Below are 22,607 nucleotides of genomic sequence, written 5' to 3' on the forward strand. Positions count from 1 at the left end.
AATAATTCCTAATCGCTCAGCCAATAAGATAAATAGATTAAACACGATTGTCTCCTCATTCTGATTTAGGTAAAACTATCCCTTTTTACCATTTAAGTATTGCACTTTAAACCGTATTTTAATCAAAAATCGTCTTTAACTGTTTAAAAATACGGATTAATTGCTCAAATTATGGCCTTAACTTTTGCTAAGAAACTTGGTTTGTCTAGTTTGTAGTGCTTCACAAAAAAATGCGTCACGAATGTGACACATTGAAATTTAGCTATTTTATTTACTTTGAGAATCAAGTGGTTTTTTCCACATTCCCAAAATCACCCCAGCAACAATTGAACCAACTAAAGTTGCCACAAAATAGAGAACAATGTGGTTAGCAAGTGGAGATACCCACAAACCGCCGTGCGGTGCAGGAACGCCGATACGCCAAAGACCGACCAAAGCTCCTCCAACTGCCGAGCCTATAATACATGATGGAATAACGTGACCAGCATCAGCAGCTGCAAATGGTATTGCTCCTTCTGTAATGAATGAAAAGCCCAAAATCCAGTTAGTAATACCAGCACGACGATCATCTTCAGTATATTTGTTCTTGAAGAAAGTAGTTGCAATTGCTGTAGCAAATGGTGGAACCATACCGCCGACCATAACTGCTGCCATCATCACTGCCGCAACAGATGAATGCGGGTCATTAGCAAATGCACCTGAAGCAAAGACATAAGCGGCTTTGTTGAATGGTCCACCCATATCAATTGACATCATTGCGGCCAAGATTGTAGTCAAGACAACTAAATTACCAGTACCCATACGGTTTAAGAAATTGGTAATGGCAAAGTTAATCGTACTAAAGATTGGATTAACAACGTAGTACATAATTAAAGCAATCAGTAAAAGACTTAAAATTGGGTAGATTAGCATTGGCTTCATCCCTTCAAGTGACTTAGGTAGTTTGGCAAACAATTTTTTCAAGCCAACCACTAAATAACCAGCAATAAATCCCGAAGCAAGACCACCAAGAAAGCCAGCAGGTGATTTAGCATCTGTTAAAACATTAGCTACATATGCACCACCGTATGCTCCGCTGTATACAGTAGCCATAAAGCCACCTACAAAACCAGGCATTAAAGCCGGCAAGTCACCAATTGACTCAGCGATATAGCCTGACAAAATTGGTACCATAAAGGCAAAGGCCATGTTACCAGCATTGTTTAAGAAAATGAAAGCAGGTGATTTAGGTCCGCCAGCGTAGTTCTCAACAATAAAAGAAATAGCCATCAAGATACCGCCACCGATAACAAACGGAAGCATATGCGAAACACCGTTCATTAAGTTTTGGTAAATCGAACCCCAAAAGCCTTTTTTAGAATCATCTGCAGAGCTTGAACTAGCTTGTCCATCAGAATGGTAAACACTAGCTTTTTCATCTAAAATCGTTTCTACTAATTCATCAGGTTTGTTAATTCCGTCAACCACAGGTCTGCTAATTAATGGCTTACCATCAAAGCGGGGCATGTCAACTTTCTTATCCGAAGCGATAACGACACCAACAGCACGCTTAATTTCATCAGCTGTTAGCTTGTCTTTAACACCTTCTGAACCATTTGTTTCAATCCGAACATCTGCACCACGAGCTTTACCAGCCTTAATAATGGCTTCTTGAGCCATATAAGTATGCGCAATTCCGTTGATACATGCCGTAACACCGACAATTAATGGTTTTTCAGTTTTGCTTGAACTTGCAGAACTTGCGGCTTTTTCTTTTTCGGCTTTTTTGTCTGCATCGCTCTTTTGCTCAGCATCTTCAAAAAGCGTAATAACTTCTTCAGGTGACTGCGCCTTTTTCAATGCACTGACCAACTCAGGATTAATCAACAAACCAGATAATTTGGCCAAAGCCTCAAGATGAGTATTATCTGCTCCATCAGGGGCAGTAATCATAAAGAACAGATTAACTGGTTGGCCATCTAATGAGTTGTAATCAATACCTTTTTCGCTTTTAGCAAACAAAACCCGTGCCTTGTTAATTGACTTATTACGAGCATGCGGCATGGCGATACCATCACCAATACCAGTTGTCGATTCATTTTCACGTGCCCAAATCGACTTAATGAATTCATCTTCATCATTAACGATGCCGGTCTTGACTTCTAAATCAGCCATTTCCTTAATTGCATCTTCTTTATTAGTCGCATTAAGTGACATAATCATCGATTCAGGAGCTAAAATATCTTTAATTTTCATTCGTTCTTTCTCCTTAATTATGAAATTTGTTCTACATTAATCTGTGGCAAAACGGCATTAATCTGGCTCATCACCGCAATATCCTTCGTAAAGGCTGTCGCAGCGCCACAAGCCATTCCAATGCGAAAGCTTTCAACCGGATCATTATTTTTGACATAAGTTCCGACAAAGCCGGCAATCATTGAATCACCAGCACCCACTGAGTTAACTGCTGTTCCCACAGCAGCCTTAGCATGATAGAAATGATCCCGTGTAATTAGATAACCGCCTTTACCAGCCATTGAAACCATTACGTTTTGCGCACCTAAATCAAGTAATTTATGTGCACATTCCAGCATGTCTTGATCAGATTCAAACTTTGTGTTGAATAAATCCGCAAGTTCATGATGATTTGGCTTAATTACCAACGGTTTATAACTCAGTGTATCAAGCAACGCCTGACCTGTTGTATCAATAACAAATTCAGCCTCAGCCTTTTTAATTGTTGGTAATAGTTGTTTATAAAAATCAACTGGCAAGCTTGGTGCTAAAGATCCGCTTAAAACAACAATATCACCTTTTTTCAGATCGCTTAGATGCGCTTGAAAAGCAGTGATTTCTTGCTCAGTAATGTTAGGACCAGCTGCATTAATTTCTGTTTCAGCTTGAGCATGGACTTTAACATTGACACGCGTAGCATCAGAGATAGTTACGAAATCATTAACAATCCTTCGCTGATTCAGTTGACGCACCAACTCTTTACCAGTAAAGCCACCAACAAATCCCCAAGCAGTGTTGTCAATTTTTAACTGATTAAGAATTTGAGAAACATTAATTCCCTTACCTCCAGCCAGAAATGTACAATTGTTGCTACGGTTCACGTTTCCGCTATCTACCCGTTCAAGCTGAATTACGTAATCCAAAGCCGGGTTAACGGTAACCGTATATATCATCTATTTAGCCTCCTTCAAATCAATCTTTGCAGGTAAAATGCTCTTGTGCTGCGTAGTAAGTGCGGTAGTAATTACAGTATTGGTTTTAGCATTACCGAAAACTGCAAAATTTCGTTCGCCGACTTTAGTAACATCCGTCAAAATATAGGTATGATCGGCCCGCGCGATTTCAAGTTTCTTGACCGCTGCTTCTTCGGGGTCAGGTGTAGTTAAACTGCCCAGATGGTCAATACCATTAGTTCCTACAAAACTAGCCGCAAAGTTCATACTGCGCATCTGTTCAAGTGCAGCTTCACCAACAACCGCATGAGTATTCGCTTTAATTTTTCCACCTAAGAGGATAGTGTTAATACCATGTCCTACAGCGCTCATCGCAGTATCAATTCCATTAGTTACAACTGTTACCCCCGCAATTTCAGCAAGAAATGGTACCATTTCATAACTAGTAGTACCCGCATCGATAAAAAGATAATCGTTTTCGTGCACGTAGTGCTCTACTGCATAGCGCGCAATGAGAACTTTATCATCATGATTCATTGTGAAGCGAATATGCTGCGAAACATCATGAGCAAAGTTCTTAACCGACTGCGCACCACCATGAACTCGTTTGACCAAGCCTTCTTCTTCCAGCTGAATCAAATCCCGCCTAATCGTAGATTCCGAAGTTGCAGTAATTTCAGACAAATCACAAACTCGGCATAACTCGTGCTGATTAACATAGTGCTCAATCAATTTTCGTCGCTTTTGCGTTAGCATACCCTTCTTCACCTCCTTGAGTAATTTTATGCGCGTTTTCACTCAAAAGCAATCATTTTAGAGCAAAAAAATTCAATTTCTTTCAAAAACGAGCAGACAATATGCAATTATTTGCTTATAAACAACAAAAAACTGCACAGTTAAACTGTGCAGCTTATAAACTTTTTGCTTTTTTCTTTATCTATTTATGTTCATTTTTTGCAGACGGTAATGCAAATGAACAAACAAAGCCAATAATGGCAAAAATCAACATTAAAATAAAGCCTAAGTGATAGCCATTTTCAAGCTTGACAGCTTTGCTGCCAGCTATTCCACTGGCTCCTAAAGTAACAACTAGCATGGCTAAAGCAGTTCCTAGTGAACCACCAATTTGTCTGACAGTCGAAAGAGCACCGTTAGCGTGGGCAGTCATATCAGTTTGAACTTCATTAATCCCTGCAGTGAAAGTTGTCATCATTGTAAATGAAATCCCAATCATTCGTAGTGCGTAACAAACGCTAATTAAAACTAAACTAGTCTCAGTATTAAATAGCAACATCGGTAAAGTACCAATCAGCAACATGATAAAGCCAAAGAGCGATAACTTTTTAATTCCTAGTCGATCATATAAGTCGCCTGAAACCGGATTGCAAATAATCATTACTAATGCGCCCGGCATCATTACTAACCCAGATGTCAAAGCTGATTCTGCACGCGTCGTTTGCAAATAAAGCGGTAGAACCAACTCAATACCAACCATAGAAATGTTACTAATAGTGCTTAGTAAGGTACATAAGTCAAACCGGAAGTTTTTAAATACACGAATATCAAGCAATGGCTCCGCCATATGTAATTGGCGATAGCAAAACAGCCCAATAATAACTAAGCCAACAATAAAGACTAGTACCAAGGTTAGAGTTATTTTTCCAGTATTTCCAACCTCTGACAAAGCATATAAAATCAACCCAAAACCGAAAATCGATTCCAAAAAGGAAATTCCATCAGTTGAACTCATATGAGCCGTAGTGATGTTTTGTATTGTGAATAAGGCAAGAATACCGACAATTCCACTAGCAATGCTTAAAATTACAAATAACATTTGCCATTCGGCATACTTTAAGATCAAACCAGAAATTGTTGGTCCAACAGCTGGCCCAAAACCAACCACGAAGCCAGTAATACCCATAGCTAAGCCTCGTTTTTCTGGCGGAAACATCATCAAAATAACATTTTGGATGAATGGCATCAATCCACCTGCAGCAACGGCTTCAATGATACGGCCAGCAAGTAAAACATAAAAGTTAGGTGCGAAAATACAAATAATCGATCCAACAAAGAAAATACCAATCATTGTTAAATAGTTTTGCTTTAAGCTAAATGACTCAAAAATCCATGCTGAAATAGGAATCATTAATCCAACTACCAACAAATATGCGGTTGTAAGCCACTGCGCAGTCGACTGACTAACTCCGAATGACTTCATGATCGAAGGCAGAGCATTGTTTAAGAACGTTTCGGCAAGTAAAGCAACAAACGCCCCAAATAATAGGACTGTCATCATCAGCGTTCTTTTTTTACCAGAAATACTTTTTATATTATTTTCCATTATTTCGCTCCTTTTTGTATAGCATGCTACACTTTTTATAAAATAAAAATTAGAAATTGGCAATTATTACATTCAAAATTGAATTTAATTGCTTAACATCTGAATCAGTTAAACCAGCAATAATTCGTTCATTTACCTTGTTCATGATGTCATGAATTTCCGTAATATTATTATCAAGCAAATCAAAGCCTTTAGCAGTCAATGTTAATACAATTTGACGCTGATCATTTTTAAGGTGAGAAGTGGCAATCATTTCATTATCTTCGAGTCGTTTGACAATTCCACGAATAGTTGGATGACTTAAAACAAAGGTATCAGCTATTTCTTTTTGCGTAATTGTTCGACCTTTGGAATCATACAAATAAACCAAAAGCGAAATTTGCGCGCCAGTGAGCGAGTATTTTTTAAATAGTTCTGCAAAGCGATTATTCAGTTCTTTTTCAACCACAGTGTTAGCTATTTTTATTTTAGGGCCAAGCTGATCTAAATAGTGATTCGACATTTTCCTTTCCTTTCTATTTTATAGTTATGTAGTATACTACATAATTTTCATAGCGAACAACTTTTTATTAAATTTTTTTTGAAAAAATCAATTGCAGTTTCTTTTACTATGTAATTCAAGTTGGTTAGCATATTTAAATACTACCATACAATTAAATAATTACTCTATTGTTCATCAATTATTGTAAGCGGTTCCTATTTAATTTACATTTTTTCATTTGTGATAGAATTAAAATAATATCAGCAAAATTTTAGAAAGGTCACGCATTCTATAATGGATGAAAATGAAGCTCAACACCATATATCTTCTCATCACCATATGAGAATTCATTGGAAAGAATTTTTTAAAAGCTCTGATGACACTTTAGTTAAAGATACAACTTTAGTAGAAAAGGGATCGCTAGTCGGCAGGATTGGCATTATGTTGCTTGAATGTGGTACTGGCGCTTGGCGTGTGCGGGATTCAATGAATACAGTTGCACGTGCTCTAGATATTACCTGCTCTGCTGATATTGGTCTCTTAACCATTAGTTATACCTGCTTTGATGTAGACAACAAGTCATATTCCCAAACTTTATCACTTCCAACAACAGACGTTAACATGAACAAGTTAAATAAAATGGAAGACTTTGTTCGACGCCTCGAAACCGAAAACTCGTATTTAACAATTGGCACCGTGCACCATGAACTCAATCAGATTGAAAACCACACCAAAGCCTATTCACTTACAATTTCAGCTTTAAGTGCTGGACTTGCTTGCGCAAGCTTTATTTTTCTACTCGGCGGTGGTTTGCCAGAAATGATTTGCACTTTTTTTGGTGCAGCTATCGGAAACTATTTTCGCGGGATTCTGACTAAAAATAAGATTACCTTAGTGGCAAAAATAGCGGTGGGTGTTGCAATTTCCTGTGCTGTTTACTTCTTTTGCTTCCAGCTTGGTGAAAAAATTTGGGGCTGGAGCCCTCGTCACGCATACGGCTATATCGGGGCTATGCTTTATGTCATTCCGGGCTTCCCTTTCATTACTTCTGGATTAGATATGTCAAAACTTGATATGAGATCAGGACTTGAACGACTTGCCTATGCTGTATTAATCATTATGATTGCCACAATGGTTGGCTGGGGAATGGCCACTACTCTTAATCTACAACCGGGTTCAATACCGGAACTTAACTTGAACCCTTTCCTTTTAACAGCACTGCGGCTAATAGCCAGTTTCTGCGGTGTTTATGGCTTTTCAATTATGTTCAATGCTACACCTTCAATGGCAACAATTGCCGCTTTGATTGGGGCTTTTGCTAATACTTTACGTTTGGGACTAGCCGAATTCAATCATGTGCCAGCGCCACTTGCAGCTTTTATCGGGGCACTACTTGCTGGTTTAGTTGCTAGCTTTGTTCGCGATAAAGTTGGATTTCCACGAATTGCAATTACAGTGCCAGCGATAGTTATCATGGTGCCGGGGCTTTATATGTATCGCGCCGTCTTTAATTTTGGTGTGACCAATATAAATATTGGGGCCTACTGGATCATGAATGCTTTAATGATTATTACAGCCCTACCAATTGGTCTTTTAACTGCTCGTATTCTAACTGACAAAAAATGGCGACACGCTGATTAAAAATTGGAGGTATTTCTTAAATCTAATCTTGATTTTTATACTAATCAAATTATCAAATTTTACTACTTATTTGCAATTGCTTGAATAGCATTCCGACCTAAAAAAATACAGTAACCAAATATTAACACCGTAGGTATCGTCATAGCCTTGTGCAAGTATTCGTGACCGTTTTTTTTTTGGATTTCCTCATAGGCAGTACGGACTTGACGGCGCACAACGCCAAGTCCGCGAACCGCAACTTATATATTGACCCCCTTCTCTTTAAAATGGAAGAGCTTATAATTTTTCAGACTACGAAATTCTTCCACATGGTCACCTTCGACAAAAAGCCAGGTATCCTTGCGGATATCCGGCAGAATCACTCATAAATATATGACTGAAAATAGGTGTCAACTGTGTTTTGTTGCTGATTTCTAGGCCATTCGGCGCGCAGTATAAAATGAGTGTACGCGGCGCGGTTATCCTCGATTATCTGGACGAAGACTCCTTTGTACTTTTCCGGAAAGACTATCACACCAATATGAGCCGATTTACTACGGCTGGCTGGGAATACGGTCTAGATTTGTTCGGCGGTTCAGGTACAGCGCTGATTGCCTGTGAATAATCCGACCGGCTGAACTGCTCAATGGAACTCGACCTGAAATACTACGATGTGATTGTAAAGCCGGTTTATTGAATTCCGAAAAAGCGATGAGGGCGTGTTCTTTCTCCGTAATGGCGAGAAAACAGCATATCACGACTAACATAAATTATAAAGGCAACCAAGTTGTCATTGCTTGGTTGCCTTAAAGATCGAGTTTATTACACAAAAATGAATTAGTAATTTACTGCTGCAACTATACTAATCCACAACGTCTATAAATTTCTTCAATGATTGGACTTTTGTATTGAATATATGCATCAATATTCTCCGGAAACAATTTTGCTCTTTCACGTTTCACGCAACTGTATTCCTCAACAACATTGGGATGGGTACGCAGAAAATCTCGAAAAGTAAGATGTCTTTTTAATTCTTCTGAATCCAATGGACAAACATATAGATGATGGAGCATAAGCTCCAGTTTATTATAACAAAAGGCTTCGCGTCCACTGATGCCAAGATTGCCTTCATGATGATATCCAATATTTCTGAGATAACAACATCAATATCGATAATGGGTTTTGCCCATAACCCTTTTACTGCGGTACTACCAACATGTTCAACCGACACTGCTAGCGGACCTAATGCGGTAAGTATCTCCAGTTTAATTTTTTCAAATTTTTTGACCATTGCTCGTTATAGGGGACAACAATAACTTTTTTAGTTTTCATAAATTACACCCCATGCTGCATGCTCATTTTTTAAGTCACTCATGTAACTAGTTGATATTCCATAAACAAAAATGGTCTCACTTGTTTTTTATTGTTTATCAATCTGACTTAATGCATCGTTAACTGCGTCTTTTAATCCACGAGTAGTACTAGAAGCTCCAGAAACAGCATCAACATCAACCTTATTTTGCTTAACCATTTCTTCAGGCAACAATTTTACTGCTTTGAGACCATAGTCGGCAGACTCGGCTTGCTTCAAAACCTCAATTTTCTTTAGATTCTTTTCCTTATCAGCAGTGACACGAACTACTATTTCGCCTCCCATACCACCGTTGGAACGACCAATATATTGATCTTTTTCGGTTGGGAAGTTCTCATGCTTAAGATCTGAAGTCAAATGTACATCATGAGTAGAAGCTCCACTCACTGCGTCCACCGTAGAATCAGCCTTGTCTTTGGCAGCATTCTCTCCGGCAATTTTACCCCAGATGAGACATTCAGCAATGTTGTTACCGCCTTGGTATTGGTTTGCACAGATGCCACCAAATTCACCAGCAGAATATAAATGAGGAATTGGTTTACCCTTGGTATCCAAGATTTCGGCTTCCTTGTTTCTCCTTGCACCGCCTTGCGTATTAAGCATAGCTTGCTCCATCCGAATAGCATAAATTGCTCCTTCTTCAAAAGCTCGAATAGTTGCCGGGTCACGGCGGAATTCTGGGTCATCATGCTCTTTAGCTGCTTTGTTAAAGCGCTCAAGTGAGTCTTGCAAAGTTGCTGGTTCTACACCAATTTTTTCAGCTAATTCAGCAACTGAATTAGCTTTAATCACATTTTCAGTATAGACATTGTATTCACCAATGATTGGGTCGCTATCTAATTCCTTCTTTTTAACTTCGTCAAAAATTAAATAAGGATGTACTTGATTAATCGGAACTTTCCATTCACCATGATTCTTTATATGACCGTGGCGGTTGTCCTCAGCTTCATTAAAGTATCTAGTACCATCATCACCAACTACAAATGAACTACCGTGGGCAACAGCTATATTCTGAGCACCTAACATTAAGCGACCACGTTCACCTTCTGGTACTGCAAAGGCCATTCCATGAAGCAAACCAAGTGATTCGTAGTTATGCATATGCCAGAAATCAGCACCAACTTGCTCGGCCATTTTGATACCATCACCCTTGTTGTAAAGAGTGCCAAGTGGCGCCAGTCTCTTGGCACCAATATAGTCTTCGATCATCGCCTGGTTGTTTTCAAAACCACCAGTAGTCATTACCACGCCGTTTTTGGCTTGAACCTTGATCAACTTGCCATCACGCTCTATGAGAACTCCTTCAATTTTGCGTGTTTCTGGATCTTGGATCAGTTCTTTAGCAGGAGTTTGGTACATCACGTCAATATTGTCTTGGCGTTTGACAACTTGCTCTTTTAAAATCTTCCATAATGCCGCGTCAAACCAAGATTCGCGAACAGTAGTGAAATCATAGGATTCAGATCCTTCAAACTCCGGAAACTCTTCATAAGCATGATGTAGCAATTCTGGCGCGTATTCTTTGGCACTACATGGTTTGACACCCAAATACTCAGTAACGTATTTTGGAGTATTAACCATTCCCTCAACGTAAGTGTCAATCATGTCCTCATCTAGTGACATTGGGGCCGTTAAGTTCTTATAGTATTTCTTTAGTTCATTAAAGTCATTACCCGTACCAATCAATTGCGCCGAATAACGAGTATTACCGCCTTCGTGGCCTTCTGGCGCTGCATCAACGAGTAAAACTTTTGCACCGTTATCTGCAGCAAAACGAGCTGCAGTGGCACCAGCACCACCAAAGCCTAATACAACAACATCATAATTAGCATCCCATTTAAGGTCTTTTTGATAAATCATTTGGAGATCCTTCTTTTTCTATGTAACTGTTTTCATTAACAAACTAATTTTAGCACAAAATTGATTATACGATTGTCAAAAACAACTACAATAGAAGTTAAAATTTTCCTAATTTATAAAGAAAAAGTATAGTTTTACTTTCAGTCTAAAAACTACACTTTATTTGCTCAGTTATTAATATATTTCTTTAGAACCGGAACTCAAGCCAACTAGCAACTTAATTCCTGCTTTTTGTCCAGTAAGTTCGCGACAGTATATAATATCCATCTTGTCAAGACTAATGCCTCTATCAATGAGAACCTTTAAAATATTCTCATATCCCTTTATTTGAAATAGTTTTACTGATATCTGAAACTTCTGAAGGGTATTTGTTTTTCATTCTGCTTTTACCCAAGTTTGATTTTATTACACTGGTAACAACTGGATCGTCTATTTGGGCGTATGTATCAAGAAGCACAAATCCATCTGAGGGAAGAGCGCTGACAAATACGCTCAAACAATAATCTAAACCTTTCTTTAAGGCTTTAAATTCTTCTGACCTTCGTTCTTGAGAAGGAACTTGTATTACCTTGGACATGATGTCGTCCGCCATCTTAAGTGCGAATCTCGCATGATCACTATTTTTCAGAATGGGAGGATGCGCAAGGGCAGCCAAAATACCCCGCTGTTCAAGAAAATTGGCATTTTTTATCCATTCGTTGAAGTATTGTTCCAATAAGCCAAAATCGCCTTCACCGATGATCTGAAAAGCTATGGCAGCACTTTCTCTGATCCTCCATCTAGAATCACTCATTGCGCCTTTCAATATACCGATTAATTGATCTTGTCGGTCGGAAAATTCAACATGGGTACCTATGGCTTGAATTGCACAAAAAGGAAGATATTCTCTGGAAGTATCGTCCTGGGTCTCGTCTGCTGAAATGTGTGCCCATTGAATAATCAACTGCCAAAGAGGTTCCGGCACCACCTGCTTTTGAAAATACTGAGCGAATTCAGAAGCAAACGTTAAATTAGCCCTAGGACCTGGAAGGTTGGACTTACCAATTACAAGTTTCTCTACTTCTGTGTTGGAGGTAGCGTCATTCAACGATAACAAGTCTTCAAATTCATTTTTCTTAGATTTCGTAGCCATAATCACTCATTCTTTTTTATGCAGCTGTTTTCATTAGCAAATTAATTTTAGCACAAAATTCATCATGCGAATGTAACAATACCCATCATTAAAAGTTATAATTTTCCTAATTTATAAAGAAAAAGTGTAGTTTTACTTTAAGTTTAAAAACTACACTTTATTTGCTCAGTTATTAATATATTTCTTTAATTCTTCATCTTTAAGACCGGCACTCAAGCCAACTAGCAGCTTGATTCTTGCTTTTGGTCCAGTAAGTCCGCGACAGTATATAATACCCATCTTGGCAAGGTTAACGCCACCACCTTCGTAATCATAGACCGGTTCAGCAATCCCGTTAAAACAACGAGAAACTAAAACGATTGGTATGTGGCGGTCAACTAATGACTGTAGCTCAGGTAAAGTCTGAGGCGGCAAGTTACCTGCACCAAGTGCTTCAATTACTAACCCATTAGTTGTAGGCTTGTTTAGAGCGTGCAAAAGCTCCGTGCCCATTCCCGCATAGGCCTTGATCAGATAAACATCTGAAACCACATGGTCAATCGGTAAATGCTGTTGCGGTTTAATCGTTTGGACGTAATTAACATGTCCTTCAGAAACAATACCGATTGGACCAAAAGTTGGGGTACGAAAAGTTGCTACATTTGTAGTATGCGTTTTAGTAACATAGCGAGCTGAGTGAATTTCATCATTCATTACAACCACGACTCCTTTACCAACTGACGTCGATGCACTGGCAACCGTAATAGCTGTCCGAAAATTGTATAAACCATCACTGCCTACTTCATTAGAAGAACGCATTGCCCCCGTAACCACTACCGGCATTTTACTAGAAATAGTCAAATCTAAAAAAATCGCCGTTTCTTCTAAGGTATCCGTGCCATGCGTTACTACCGCACCAAAAAAGCCCTCGCTTTCAGCGCGGCGAATTCGCAAAGATAATTCGAGCATGCGTTCTGGTGTCATGTGTGGCGAAGGAATATTAAAAATTTCTTCCGTTACAAGTTTTAGTTCACCTTGGTTACCTAATGAAAGTGCCGCTAGCGGGTTTTGAGCATTGGGCTTAATATTACCGGATTCATCTTCTGACATTGAAATTGTTCCGCCAGTGTGCAAAATCAAAATTTTCTTAGTCACAGTCTGTTCTCCTCCATACATAATAGTCAAGCCAATTCTAACATTTATACCATTCCAAAAGATATATCTAGAATTCTTAAATTAAAAAAAGTTTCCCTCATCAAAATTGACTCTTAGGAAACTTTTTTAATAAAAACTATTCACCATATACTTCTTTAGCAAGATCAAACGCTGACCAAGCCTTAGGCCAACCACAATAAAATGCTAAATGAGTTATTAGCTCAACCATTTCTGTTTTAGTAACCCCATTAGTTTGGGCAATTCCCATGTGAGATTTAAGTTGCGGATATAAGCCTTGAGCCAGTAACGCTGCACAGGTAATCAAGCTGCGATCGCGAGCAGACATTTTGTCTTCACGTGACCAAACTTCACCAAATAGTACATCATCATTTAATTCCGCAAACTTAGGAGCAAACTCTCCTAAATTGTCTCGTCCAGCAGTTTGTTTTTTCATGATTATTTCTCCAAATTCTGATAATACTCTTCACTCACCGGTTCTAGCCATTCTGGCGTGCCGGCAGTAATTGCAAGGTGTGAAAACCAACTATTCTTAGTAGCGCCATGCCAGTGTTTAACACCGTCATGAATGACAACTACATCTCCAGGGTGCATTTTTTTAGCCGGCTTGCCTTCTTCTTGAAACCAGCCTTCACCAGCAAGTCCAATTAAAATCTGAAAACCATTATTGTGTTTATGCCAATTATTACGGCACCCTGGTTCAAAGCTGACGTTAGAAACACCCACTTCAATTTCCGAATCTGCAACTAAACTCTGTAAGTAGCTTTGACCAATAAAATACTTTTGATAGGTTTCGTTTTTGTCTCCAATGGCAAAAAGTCCTTGCTTTACTTCTGCTTCATTATTATTCATCTTAATTATTTTCCTTTATTCTCTTCAAGTATTCCGCAAAGGTTTCGTCATCAGCAATTTGATGATTTTGCTTGCCCTCATACCAGTTAATCTTATGATTAAGCACACTTAAATTGTTCGATAACTCCATAATCTGCTTTTCGGCATTCTTTTGGACCCTTTTTAAAAGCGCCAATCGCTGACCAATTGTTTCATCCCCTTGTGCACGTAAAGCTATATAATCTTTTAGTTCAGTAATCGTCATGCCGGTACCCTTTAAATGCAAAATAAACTTCAACCAGTCCCGATCAGCTTCCGTGTAATAACGTTGGTCGCGATGATCGCGATGTGGCACGAGCAGTCCTTCACTTTCGTAATAACGTAATGTTGCCGAAGGTAACCCAACCATTGCACTAAATTCACCAATTCGATATTTTTTCTCTGTATCAGCTAAAACTGTCATTTTCAATGTATCCAATCATTAAAACTTACTACTGCATTAGCAGTCCGGCTGCAGAGGACCTTAAATGTACTTTTTACCATAAAATCACCTCTTAATGTCTACAATAGTCCTTAAAGTGTACTTTAAGTCAAGAACTTTTTACCTAGAATTGTTTTCAGACTAAATAAAAAGCCACAAAAGTTTATCTTTCGTGACTTTTCTTTTCTGGTTTTTGCCCAACCAATCAGTAATATATCTTTTTAAATAATAAAACTGCCAAACATTACTTTGACTGACATACAGATATAACCGTATTCTGGGCTAACAAAATCTCATTGGTAGTTTTAGCATCATGAATTTCTCCAGTTGATGCATCTTTGTGCTCACCTAAAGCAATTTTAGCAACAGCTTCAATTTCAGCCAAAGCGTCTTCTTTTGCTTCAGCTGTTAATGAAGTATTAGCATTAATTTTTTCTTTGGTTGAAACTACTGCTGCTTTAATGGTATCGACTGCAAATTCCTGTTGCTTAGCAAACGAAACTGCTTCGTTTAAAGCTGTTTGGAAACTCTTTTCGGTCTGATCGATTTCAGCTGATGTCTTGGCATTGGCAATAGCTGTCTTTGCAGCGTCTACAGCAGCAACAATTTTATCAGGTGCTGTTATCCTTGCTTCACTGTTTTCAATCTTAACTACAGCCTTGTTGGCAAACTCAGCTGCTTGTTTTACTAATTCACAGGCAGAAACAGCCTTATCTTGAATTGACTTAATTTCTTCTTCCGAAGTAGCATCGTAAATATCGCCGGTAGTACCATCTTTTTGTTCTCCTAAAGCTGCTTTAGCAATAGCATCAATTCTCTCAATAGCTGCTTGCTTTTCATTTGCAGAGGCAGGAGTATCGTTAATCATTTGACTTGCGTCTTCAGCTGCTTGTTTCACAGCGGTAATAGCGCTTGCCTTTATATCTTTTAGAGCAGAATTAGCTAATTCTGCTTTACACTTAGCTAAAACCATATTCTGGGCTAACAAAATGTCATTAGTCGTTTCAGCGTCATGAATTTGTCCAGCTGTTCCGTCTTCATGCTCACCTAAAGCAATTTTAGCAACAGCTTCAATCTCAGCTGGTGTTTTCGCATTGGTAATTGCCGCTGTAGCAGCGTCTACAGCAGCAGTAATTTTATCAGATGCTGTTGTCCTTGCTTCATCATCATCCATCTTAACTACAACCTTGTTGACAAACTCAGCTGCTTGTTTTACTAAATCGTTTGAAACAGCTTTGTCACCAACTAGCTTACATTCTGCTTCAACATTTGCTTGTGTTGTTTTAACTTCGTCTACTGTTTTAGCGTCGTTAATTGCGCCACTCTTACCATCTTTTTGCTCACCTAAAGCTGCTTTGGCAATAACGTCAATTTTAGCAATAGCTGCTTGCTTTTCTGCATCCGTTAAAGGACTGATTTTAATTAAGTTAGTTGCATCTTTTACAGCTTCCTTAATAGCAATAATAGCCTCGTCTTTGGCATTCTTTAAAGAATCTACATTTGAAGCACTGCCACTGTTGTTTGGAATACTTGGAGTGCTTATTACAACATTATTATCGTTTGCAACTGGTTGATTATTTTCAGAAGTATCCTTTGACGGTTCTACCTGGTGCTTCTTAACTAAAGTGTTGGCTTTAATGTAGCCAAATTTAGTAGAATAGTACTTCTGACCCTTAATTTTAACGGCTCCACCAAAAATCTTAACTTCTTGGCCTTTAACAATGTTCCTATTCTTTACAATTTTACCTTTTCTTGTATATAAAGATGTTCTTTTAGCGGCTTCACGAGTTCTACCATCGACATTAACTGCCTTAATGAACTGATTCTTCGCTATTTTGTAATAGCGCTTGCCATTAACCATCTTTTGTCCAAATACACTAACCTTTTTACCAACTTTTATGATCTGTTTGGTCTTGATCATTTTCTTGCCTTGTTGCTTATAAACGGCTGAATTGGCTCCAATTGTTTTGGACTTTTTGGCAGCATTAACCTCATTAAGCAAACTGCTCCCAAAATTGTTTGGCATTTGACTTAAACCAACTGATAATAGCGCCACACTGGACACTGAAACAATTACTTTTTTATACAAACTATTTTTACCCATATAATTAAACCTCTCATTAACTCTTTATTCAGTTTCACGAAAATTCTAATTTTAGTAAAAAAACAAAACATATATAGCTAATGGTAGTGCTAATCTATGAACTTTAGAATATTATATATGGATATCGATATAGCTTTATCATTTGGTAAATATAACTTTGGCAAAAATATCAGATAGATTGTATTAAAAAATTCTTGGTTGCTTTCATTCAATCACTGCCTTTATTCACAGTAGTTAACATATTAGATTAGAAACCTTGCGTTGATTGACTAGCTAAAAGAATAGGAATGCTATTAACTGTTAGACTAAAAGCAAAATCTGTAAATATTATTTTTTTAACAATTTCACAAATTAACGTTACCAAAACTACTTATGAATAGATAAACATCACGTAATACCGGAAGAACAAAAATAAATTAGTAGTCCTTTGTCTAAGCATTTCTTTAAGCGAGCGCAGCTAATTTTTAATAACAAGCTCAGTTTCTAAATAAGTCGTAGCAACTAATTACGCGTTCATATTACAACCGATAAATAAGTAATTTAACATTTAAAATAAAATGTGTTATTATAAATGTGTAATAGATAAATAGTACAGTAATAATTTGAGGCGAAAAAATGAAAGAAAGTATCTTTAAAATTAAACATAATCAAGCAATTTATTTGATAATTGCAAGTATTGTCTTTATCGCACTTTTTATGGCTTTGCCTATCCCAAGTGTTGGTTTTAGCTTGTACGGAGGAAAATTAGGCACTATCAATGTAAGTTTTGCATTAAGCGATCTTATTTATGGGCTTTTGTTTTTCTTAGTTTGTCGCTTTTTAGTAAAAGTCAACTTTAACTTTTCTTTTAAAAATTTAGGCAAATTCACTTTGCTAGGGGGATCATTTGCATTACTTGTGTTATACAACATTTATTTAACTAAAAAGAATCCATTTTCCTATACTTTTACTACTGGCCTAGGAACCTTACTTTATTGTTTTATTGGAGCAGCTTTTGTTGGTTGGTTTGAAGAACTAATTTTCCGAGGCGGAGTGTTAATGGGATTAAAGTCATTGTTAAAGGATCATGATGTGATAGCAATAATTATTGCTAGTTTAATTTTTTCGGGAATGCACATCCAGAACTTTTTGGTTCAGGCATATTGGGATACTGTAAATCAAGTATTTTTTGCTTTTGCAATCGGAATTCTGTTCTCAGTTTTATATTTAGCTTCACATAATATTTTGGTGCCAATGCTAGCTCACACTCTAATCGATACATCAGATATGTTTTCAAAAGCGATATCTTCCGGGCCTCAAAGTAATGGAATCGATTGGGTTGTAGTTATTTCGTCAATCATTCTTCTAGTTAACGCCTATTTTATTTATCAAAAATACCTAGTTAAGGATGTACAAGAAAAAGCTTAAATTATGCACACAAAAAGCACTTTAGGTTAATTACCTAAAGTGCTTTTTAATTATATTTAACTAGTCGTCTAACTTCTCTTTGTTAGTTACGTTTAGTTTATCATCAAAGGTGTAAACTACTGGCTCACCAGTCTTCATTTCTAAGTTCATGATGTCTTCATCAGAAATGTTTTCGATGTACTTAGTTAAAGCACGAAGTGAGTTACCGTGAGCAGCAATAATCACATTTTTACCAGCTAAAAGGTCTGGAGCAATGTGGTCTTCCCAGAAAGGCATGACTCTTTCAAGACAAACTTTTAAGTTTTCAGTCCGCGGAATAATATGTGGGTCAAGATCTGCATAACGACGATCATGTACTTGACTAAATTCGGAATCATCCTCAAGTTTTGGTGGTAAAACATCATATGAACGACGCCAAATATGAACTTGCTCGTCACCATATTTTTCAGCTGTTGCTTCCTTGTTTAAGCCTTGTAAACCACCATAATGACGCTCATTTAAGCGCCATGATTTGGTTTCTGGAACCCAAAGTTGACCACTTTCTTCCAAAGCAAAGTGTAAAGTCTTGATAGCACGGGTTAAAACTGAAGTATAAGCTTGATCAAACTTAAGTCCGTGCTCCTTAATTAACTTACCAGCATTTTTTGCTTCTTCGACACCTTTTTCGGATAAGTTGACATCAACCCAACCAGTAAACTTGTTTTCAAGGTTCCATTCACTTTGACCGTGACGGATTAAAACTAATTTCGACATGAAATATCTCCTTTGCAAATTAAAAGCTTCACTTTCTATTTTACACATTTGAATTTTGTTTTCATAGGGTTTAATCTTAAAAATCATTTTTTAAATTATCGTTTTACGATACAATAGAAATGATAATGACTATAAGAAAAGCGAGTATCTAACCAACATGAAATTCAAAAAATTATTGCTAAGCATGGGTGTCGTAGCCGCACTAATTTCCGGTGGTTGCTCTAATCAGAAAAAACAGGCTGAACCTGTTTTGACTAAAACCCAGGTAATCAAAAAAGCACAGCGTTCATTTAAAAGCGGACAAGCAAAGCAATTAGTTAACTTAAAAACAGATACCTCAAGACAAGTCGTGGCTTCGACCTACACTTTTGGTGGTAATCCTACTATTTTCCACGTTAACTACCAAACTGAAAATAAAAACAAAACTCGTAGCTCGGATCAGTGGGTCAGCAATACTGGCACCCTGTATATTAATGGTCAAAGTACGTGGTATAAAACTAAGCTTGAGCCAGTCACCGGACATAGTTATGCTGACTTGCTGGAGGCTATCCTTAACAACGAAATGTTAATGAATCCTCCTAAAGCTCTGACTAATGCATACAAGATGACTCGCAAGGGCAATACGTACACACTAAAAGCTACAATCAAAGACAAAAAGATCATGAAACATGCCGTTAAACCGATTTTTGCTACTAATACACAAAGTTCAGAACAAAAGAAAATATATAAGCAACTTGGTAAGGCCGCCAAGTATCAAAATATGACAGTTAAGCTAGTAGTTAAAAACAAGAAAATGTATCTTTTTAATTACACAGTTAACATGAAAATTGGTAAGCTAATGAACTTTAGTGTAGGCCAGAGCTACGGCAATATGGGAAGCCAAGATTTCCTAAAATTACCAAATAATGCCTTGAACGCTGAGCCATTGCAAAGGAATAAAAAGAAAGCTAACAACAACCAAACTAATTAAAATAAATCCCTCTTACCGCAATAATCTTCACGGAAAAGGGATTTTTTCTTTAGGAAAATTAACTATACAGTTATAAAAGTAAATAGTATACTCAAATTAAACATATATTAGAGAGATTTCAATAAGGAGTTTAACAAGATGAAAGTTAAAAAATTAATCTCTTCGGTACTACTAGCCTTTACTTTAGTAGCAGGCGGACTAACTCAAATAAAACCTGCCAATGCAGCAACTTTGAGTAAAAAACAAGTTGTATCTGTCATTAAAGATGATTTACAAACCAATAAAAATGGTAAATATGACGCAATATTTAATAGCTCGACGCTTATTTCCACTAAATCTGGCAAAACAAAAAAATATCATTCTACAGCTAAATTATCTGGCGCTTACAATAAAGATGTTGTTCAGCTTGAAAGTAAGTCTATTCAAAATAATGTTCAAAATAAAAAAGTAGTTGAGATAACAAATACTTGGACTGATATAAATAATTCCCGTTTCTACTCTAGTCAAGACGGCAAATGGGTATATTCCCAAATAACAAAAGAATTCAAAGGCTCTCTTTACGAACAACTTGCAAATCAAAATACTCAAACTAGTTTTTTTATTGCCGGGCTTAAAGGCGGTAAGTTAACCAGCAAAAATGGAACTTATACGCTAACTTCTACTGTTGATGCTAAGAAACACTTTAATTTAATTATGAAAATGACCCTAGTCAAAGACTTTTCTAACAAAGAACTTAAGCAATTTAGAAAGCAAACAAAAATTAAAAAAGTTAAAGTAGTATACACGGTCAGAAATAATAAGCTAGTTAGTTCAAAAGCAAGCATTCTAGTTTCAGAATTATTCAGTAAGCAGAAAACCAAGTTTGTCCATAAATTTAGTCACTTTGGTGAATATGCCAATCTTGTCGTACCTGATGACGTAAAAAATACTGCCACCCTCATTACTCGAAACTAATTTAAAAAGCCTCTTTTACGCAATAATATTAAGCGAGAAAAAGGGGCTTTTTTAAACAATTATCGAAAAATTCAAAGGCTAGTTGTTACAATAATATATAGAAATGACTATACAAAATCCGTAGTATAGAATAAACTTAGTTAAATAAACATTAAAGAAATCTCATAAAGGAGCTTAATAAAATGAAAGTTAAAAAAATAATCTCTTCAGTATTGCTAGCCTTCACATTAGTTGTAGGCGGACTATCTCAAGCAAAGCCAGCTAATGCAGACACTTTAAGCAAAGATCAAGTTGTCTCAATAATTAAAGACAATAAAGCAAATAGCGTTAAGTTAGATGGAACTATATCCGTTAAACCAGTTAAATCAAAAAAATCTGCTACATTAGTCAGTTTGTCTGGTGAAATCAACAACGAAGTTGCCCATATTACTGCTAAAGCACTAGTTGGCGGCAGTGAAAAAGAGCAAAACATAGTAGAAATGTGGGCAAGTACTAAAGAACAACGTACTTACGTCTACTCTGACGGTAAGTGGGAATATGCACCTATATCAGATGCAACTAAAGACGCTCCATATGAGAAACTGGTAAAATTACTGTCTCAAGAAGATCTTTTTGGTAAAGCACTTAAAAATAGCAAATTAACCCATAATCAGGATGAATCTGATACTCTTAAAACAGCTGTTAATGTTAATAAATACTACCCTACCTACTTAAAAATGATAAGCAAAGAGGCTAAACTTACCAAAAAAGACCTTAAGTATCTTAAGAAGAACATTAAAACAAGTAAAGTTCACGTTACTTACACAGTTAAAGACAACAAACTAATTGGTGTTGAATCAAGACTCAATTATACTCTAGCTAAGTCTATAAGCTGCACGGCTGTGTTCAGCATTAGCAACGTGGATGAATATCCAAATCTTGCTGTACCTGACAGCGTTAAAAACAGCGCAACTCCAGTTAAAGCTGAAAAATAGTCCCTTTTTACTAAAGGAGGATAATTCATGAAGTTAGGAATAATTGGAAGTGGAAAAATTGTTCATGACTTTTTAACGACTGCAAATAAAATCAAAAATTTAGAATTGGCTGCTATTTCAACTACCAAGCGCAGTGAACACATTGCCCATGATTTGGCTAAACAATACGGCATTAAAAAAGTATTTTCTGACAATAATCAGCTTTATCATGACAGTAATGTTGATACCGTCTACGTGGCTGTGCCCAATTTTCTGCACTATGATGTAGTTAAAGCGGCGATTGAAGCCGGTAAAAACGTAATCTGTGAAAAGCCGTATGTAGATACGGTGGCACAAGCAGAAGAACTTAAAAAAATTGCTGATCAAAATGGTGTAATAATCGTTGAAGCCATCACCAATATTCACCTAGAGAACTTTCGGGCAATTAAGCAAAAAATTGCCGAAATTGCACCTATTCATATTGTTTCGTTGAATTATACACAATATTCCACTCGCTATGATAACTTTTTGCAAGGTGAAATTGCGCCTGTTTTTGATCCAGCAAAAGGCGGCGGCACCTTAACAGACTTAAATATTTATAATATTCACTTAGCCGTTGGCCTTTTTGGCAAACCTGATGCAGTTCAGTATTATCCAGTAATGCAAAAAGGAGTTGATACTTCAGGCATTTTGAACTTAACCTACTCGGATAAGCAAGCTACCCTAATAGCCGCTAAAGATTGCTATACCACTCCCCGTTCATTTATTGAAGGCGAAAAAGGAACAATCTACTTTGATGGTTCAACGGGCGTACTCAACGACTTTACGGTTGAATTTCGCCAAGGTGATACTACCAAATACCAGTTCAACCAGTATGAGCATCGCATGGCGAGTGAATTTGTTGATTTTGTTAATATTATTGATAATCGCGATGTTAAAACTGCAAATGAATTGTATAGCCACAGCGTCAACGTGATGGATGTTCTAGTAAAAGCCCAAGAATCCGTTAAGTAACTAAATAAAAATCAA

Annotated in this window: 20 protein-coding genes and 1 pseudogene; 7 read left to right on the top strand and 14 right to left on the bottom strand. The window is 37.2% G+C overall.

Annotated features, from left to right (window positions below; genetic code table 11):
- Positions 1-267: 267 nt before the first annotated feature.
- The 5 genes from AC2JF9_RS04340 to AC2JF9_RS04360 form a co-directional block, all read right to left on the bottom strand.
- Positions 268-2,235: a PTS fructose transporter subunit IIABC gene (locus tag AC2JF9_RS04340; RefSeq protein ID WP_500725568.1), complete on the bottom strand. Its 1,968-nt coding sequence runs from the start codon at positions 2,233-2,235 to the stop codon at positions 268-270.
- Positions 2,236-2,252: 17 nt separating this feature from the next.
- Positions 2,253-3,167 carry a 1-phosphofructokinase gene (gene pfkB / locus AC2JF9_RS04345; protein WP_500725569.1) on the bottom strand — a complete coding sequence of 305 codons (915 nt, stop codon included), beginning with the start codon at positions 3,165-3,167 and terminating at the stop codon, positions 2,253-2,255.
- Positions 3,168-3,923 carry a DeoR/GlpR family DNA-binding transcription regulator gene (locus AC2JF9_RS04350; protein WP_500725570.1) on the bottom strand — a complete coding sequence of 252 codons (756 nt, stop codon included), beginning with the start codon at positions 3,921-3,923 and terminating at the stop codon, positions 3,168-3,170.
- 181 nt (positions 3,924-4,104) lie between these two features.
- Positions 4,105-5,508: an MDR family MFS transporter gene (locus tag AC2JF9_RS04355; protein ID WP_500725571.1), complete on the bottom strand. Its 1,404-nt coding sequence runs from the start codon at positions 5,506-5,508 to the stop codon at positions 4,105-4,107.
- A 49-nt stretch (positions 5,509-5,557) separates the two neighbouring features.
- Entirely contained in the window at positions 5,558-6,010 is a 453-nt protein-coding gene (locus AC2JF9_RS04360) for a MarR family winged helix-turn-helix transcriptional regulator (protein ID WP_500725572.1), read from the bottom strand.
- A gap of 273 nt (positions 6,011-6,283) precedes the next feature.
- Between AC2JF9_RS04360 and AC2JF9_RS04365 the strand changes: the two genes are divergently transcribed.
- Together AC2JF9_RS04365 and AC2JF9_RS04370 are read left to right on the top strand one after the other, a co-directional pair.
- Complete coding sequence (locus AC2JF9_RS04365; protein WP_500725573.1) at positions 6,284-7,630, top strand: threonine/serine exporter family protein; 1,347 nt, start codon at positions 6,284-6,286, stop codon at positions 7,628-7,630.
- A 439-nt stretch (positions 7,631-8,069) separates the two neighbouring features.
- The gene (locus tag AC2JF9_RS04370; RefSeq protein WP_500725574.1) at positions 8,070-8,234 is read left to right on the top strand and encodes a hypothetical protein; all 165 of its coding nucleotides are present in this window, start codon (positions 8,070-8,072) and stop codon (positions 8,232-8,234) included.
- Positions 8,235-8,466: 232 nt separating this feature from the next.
- Here the strand turns inward: AC2JF9_RS04370 and AC2JF9_RS04375 are convergent.
- The 8 genes and pseudogenes from AC2JF9_RS04375 to AC2JF9_RS04410 all read right to left on the bottom strand — a co-directional run bounded on the left by AC2JF9_RS04375 (position 8,467) and on the right by AC2JF9_RS04410 (position 16,541).
- Positions 8,467-8,900: pseudogene (locus tag AC2JF9_RS04375) on the bottom strand (GrpB family protein).
- Between the two features lie 129 nt (positions 8,901-9,029).
- Complete coding sequence (locus AC2JF9_RS04380; protein WP_500725575.1) at positions 9,030-10,841, bottom strand: FAD-dependent oxidoreductase; 1,812 nt, start codon at positions 10,839-10,841, stop codon at positions 9,030-9,032.
- A 313-nt stretch (positions 10,842-11,154) separates the two neighbouring features.
- Positions 11,155-11,973 carry a hypothetical protein gene (locus AC2JF9_RS04385; RefSeq protein WP_500725576.1) on the bottom strand — a complete coding sequence of 273 codons (819 nt, stop codon included), beginning with the start codon at positions 11,971-11,973 and terminating at the stop codon, positions 11,155-11,157.
- 165 nt (positions 11,974-12,138) lie between these two features.
- On the bottom strand, positions 12,139-13,128 hold the full coding sequence (locus tag AC2JF9_RS04390; RefSeq protein ID WP_500725831.1) for an asparaginase: 990 nt from the start codon (positions 13,126-13,128) through the stop codon (positions 12,139-12,141).
- A 115-nt stretch (positions 13,129-13,243) separates the two neighbouring features.
- Positions 13,244-13,564: a carboxymuconolactone decarboxylase family protein gene (locus AC2JF9_RS04395; protein WP_500725833.1), complete on the bottom strand. Its 321-nt coding sequence runs from the start codon at positions 13,562-13,564 to the stop codon at positions 13,244-13,246.
- Entirely contained in the window at positions 13,564-13,977 is a 414-nt protein-coding gene (locus tag AC2JF9_RS04400; protein WP_500725577.1) for a cupin domain-containing protein, read from the bottom strand. Before AC2JF9_RS04400 ends, AC2JF9_RS04395 begins: the two co-directional genes overlap by 1 nt.
- A 1-nt stretch (position 13,978) precedes the next feature.
- The gene (locus tag AC2JF9_RS04405) at positions 13,979-14,434 is read right to left on the bottom strand and encodes a MerR family transcriptional regulator (protein WP_500725578.1); all 456 of its coding nucleotides are present in this window, start codon (positions 14,432-14,434) and stop codon (positions 13,979-13,981) included.
- Positions 14,435-14,681: 247 nt separating this feature from the next.
- Positions 14,682-16,541 (bottom strand): SLAP domain-containing protein, encoded by a 1,860-nt coding sequence (locus AC2JF9_RS04410; protein WP_500725579.1) that lies wholly within the window; start codon positions 16,539-16,541, stop codon positions 14,682-14,684.
- Between the two features lie 615 nt (positions 16,542-17,156).
- Between AC2JF9_RS04410 and AC2JF9_RS04415 the strand changes: the two genes are divergently transcribed.
- Positions 17,157-17,948: a CPBP family intramembrane glutamic endopeptidase gene (locus AC2JF9_RS04415; protein WP_500725580.1), complete on the top strand. Its 792-nt coding sequence runs from the start codon at positions 17,157-17,159 to the stop codon at positions 17,946-17,948.
- A 60-nt stretch (positions 17,949-18,008) separates the two neighbouring features.
- On the opposite strand, the gene AC2JF9_RS04420 is transcribed toward AC2JF9_RS04415, so the two are convergent.
- Positions 18,009-18,701 (bottom strand): 2,3-diphosphoglycerate-dependent phosphoglycerate mutase, encoded by a 693-nt coding sequence (locus AC2JF9_RS04420; RefSeq protein WP_500725581.1) that lies wholly within the window; start codon positions 18,699-18,701, stop codon positions 18,009-18,011.
- Positions 18,702-18,858: 157 nt separating this feature from the next.
- Here AC2JF9_RS04420 and AC2JF9_RS04425 point away from each other — a divergent pair, with 157 nt between their 5' ends.
- The 4 genes from AC2JF9_RS04425 to AC2JF9_RS04440 all read left to right on the top strand — a co-directional run bounded on the left by AC2JF9_RS04425 (position 18,859) and on the right by AC2JF9_RS04440 (position 22,592).
- Positions 18,859-19,671: a hypothetical protein gene (locus AC2JF9_RS04425; protein ID WP_500725582.1), complete on the top strand. Its 813-nt coding sequence runs from the start codon at positions 18,859-18,861 to the stop codon at positions 19,669-19,671.
- 138 nt (positions 19,672-19,809) lie between these two features.
- On the top strand, positions 19,810-20,625 hold the full coding sequence (locus AC2JF9_RS04430; RefSeq protein WP_500725583.1) for a hypothetical protein: 816 nt from the start codon (positions 19,810-19,812) through the stop codon (positions 20,623-20,625).
- A gap of 182 nt (positions 20,626-20,807) precedes the next feature.
- Positions 20,808-21,599 carry a hypothetical protein gene (locus AC2JF9_RS04435; protein WP_500725584.1) on the top strand — a complete coding sequence of 264 codons (792 nt, stop codon included), beginning with the start codon at positions 20,808-20,810 and terminating at the stop codon, positions 21,597-21,599.
- 27 nt (positions 21,600-21,626) lie between these two features.
- Positions 21,627-22,592, top strand: a complete 966-nt coding sequence (locus AC2JF9_RS04440; RefSeq protein ID WP_500725585.1) for a Gfo/Idh/MocA family protein — start codon at positions 21,627-21,629, stop codon at positions 22,590-22,592.
- Positions 22,593-22,607: the final 15 nt, after the last annotated feature.

The sequence above is a fragment of the Lactobacillus sp. C449L genome, assembly GCF_059900815.1.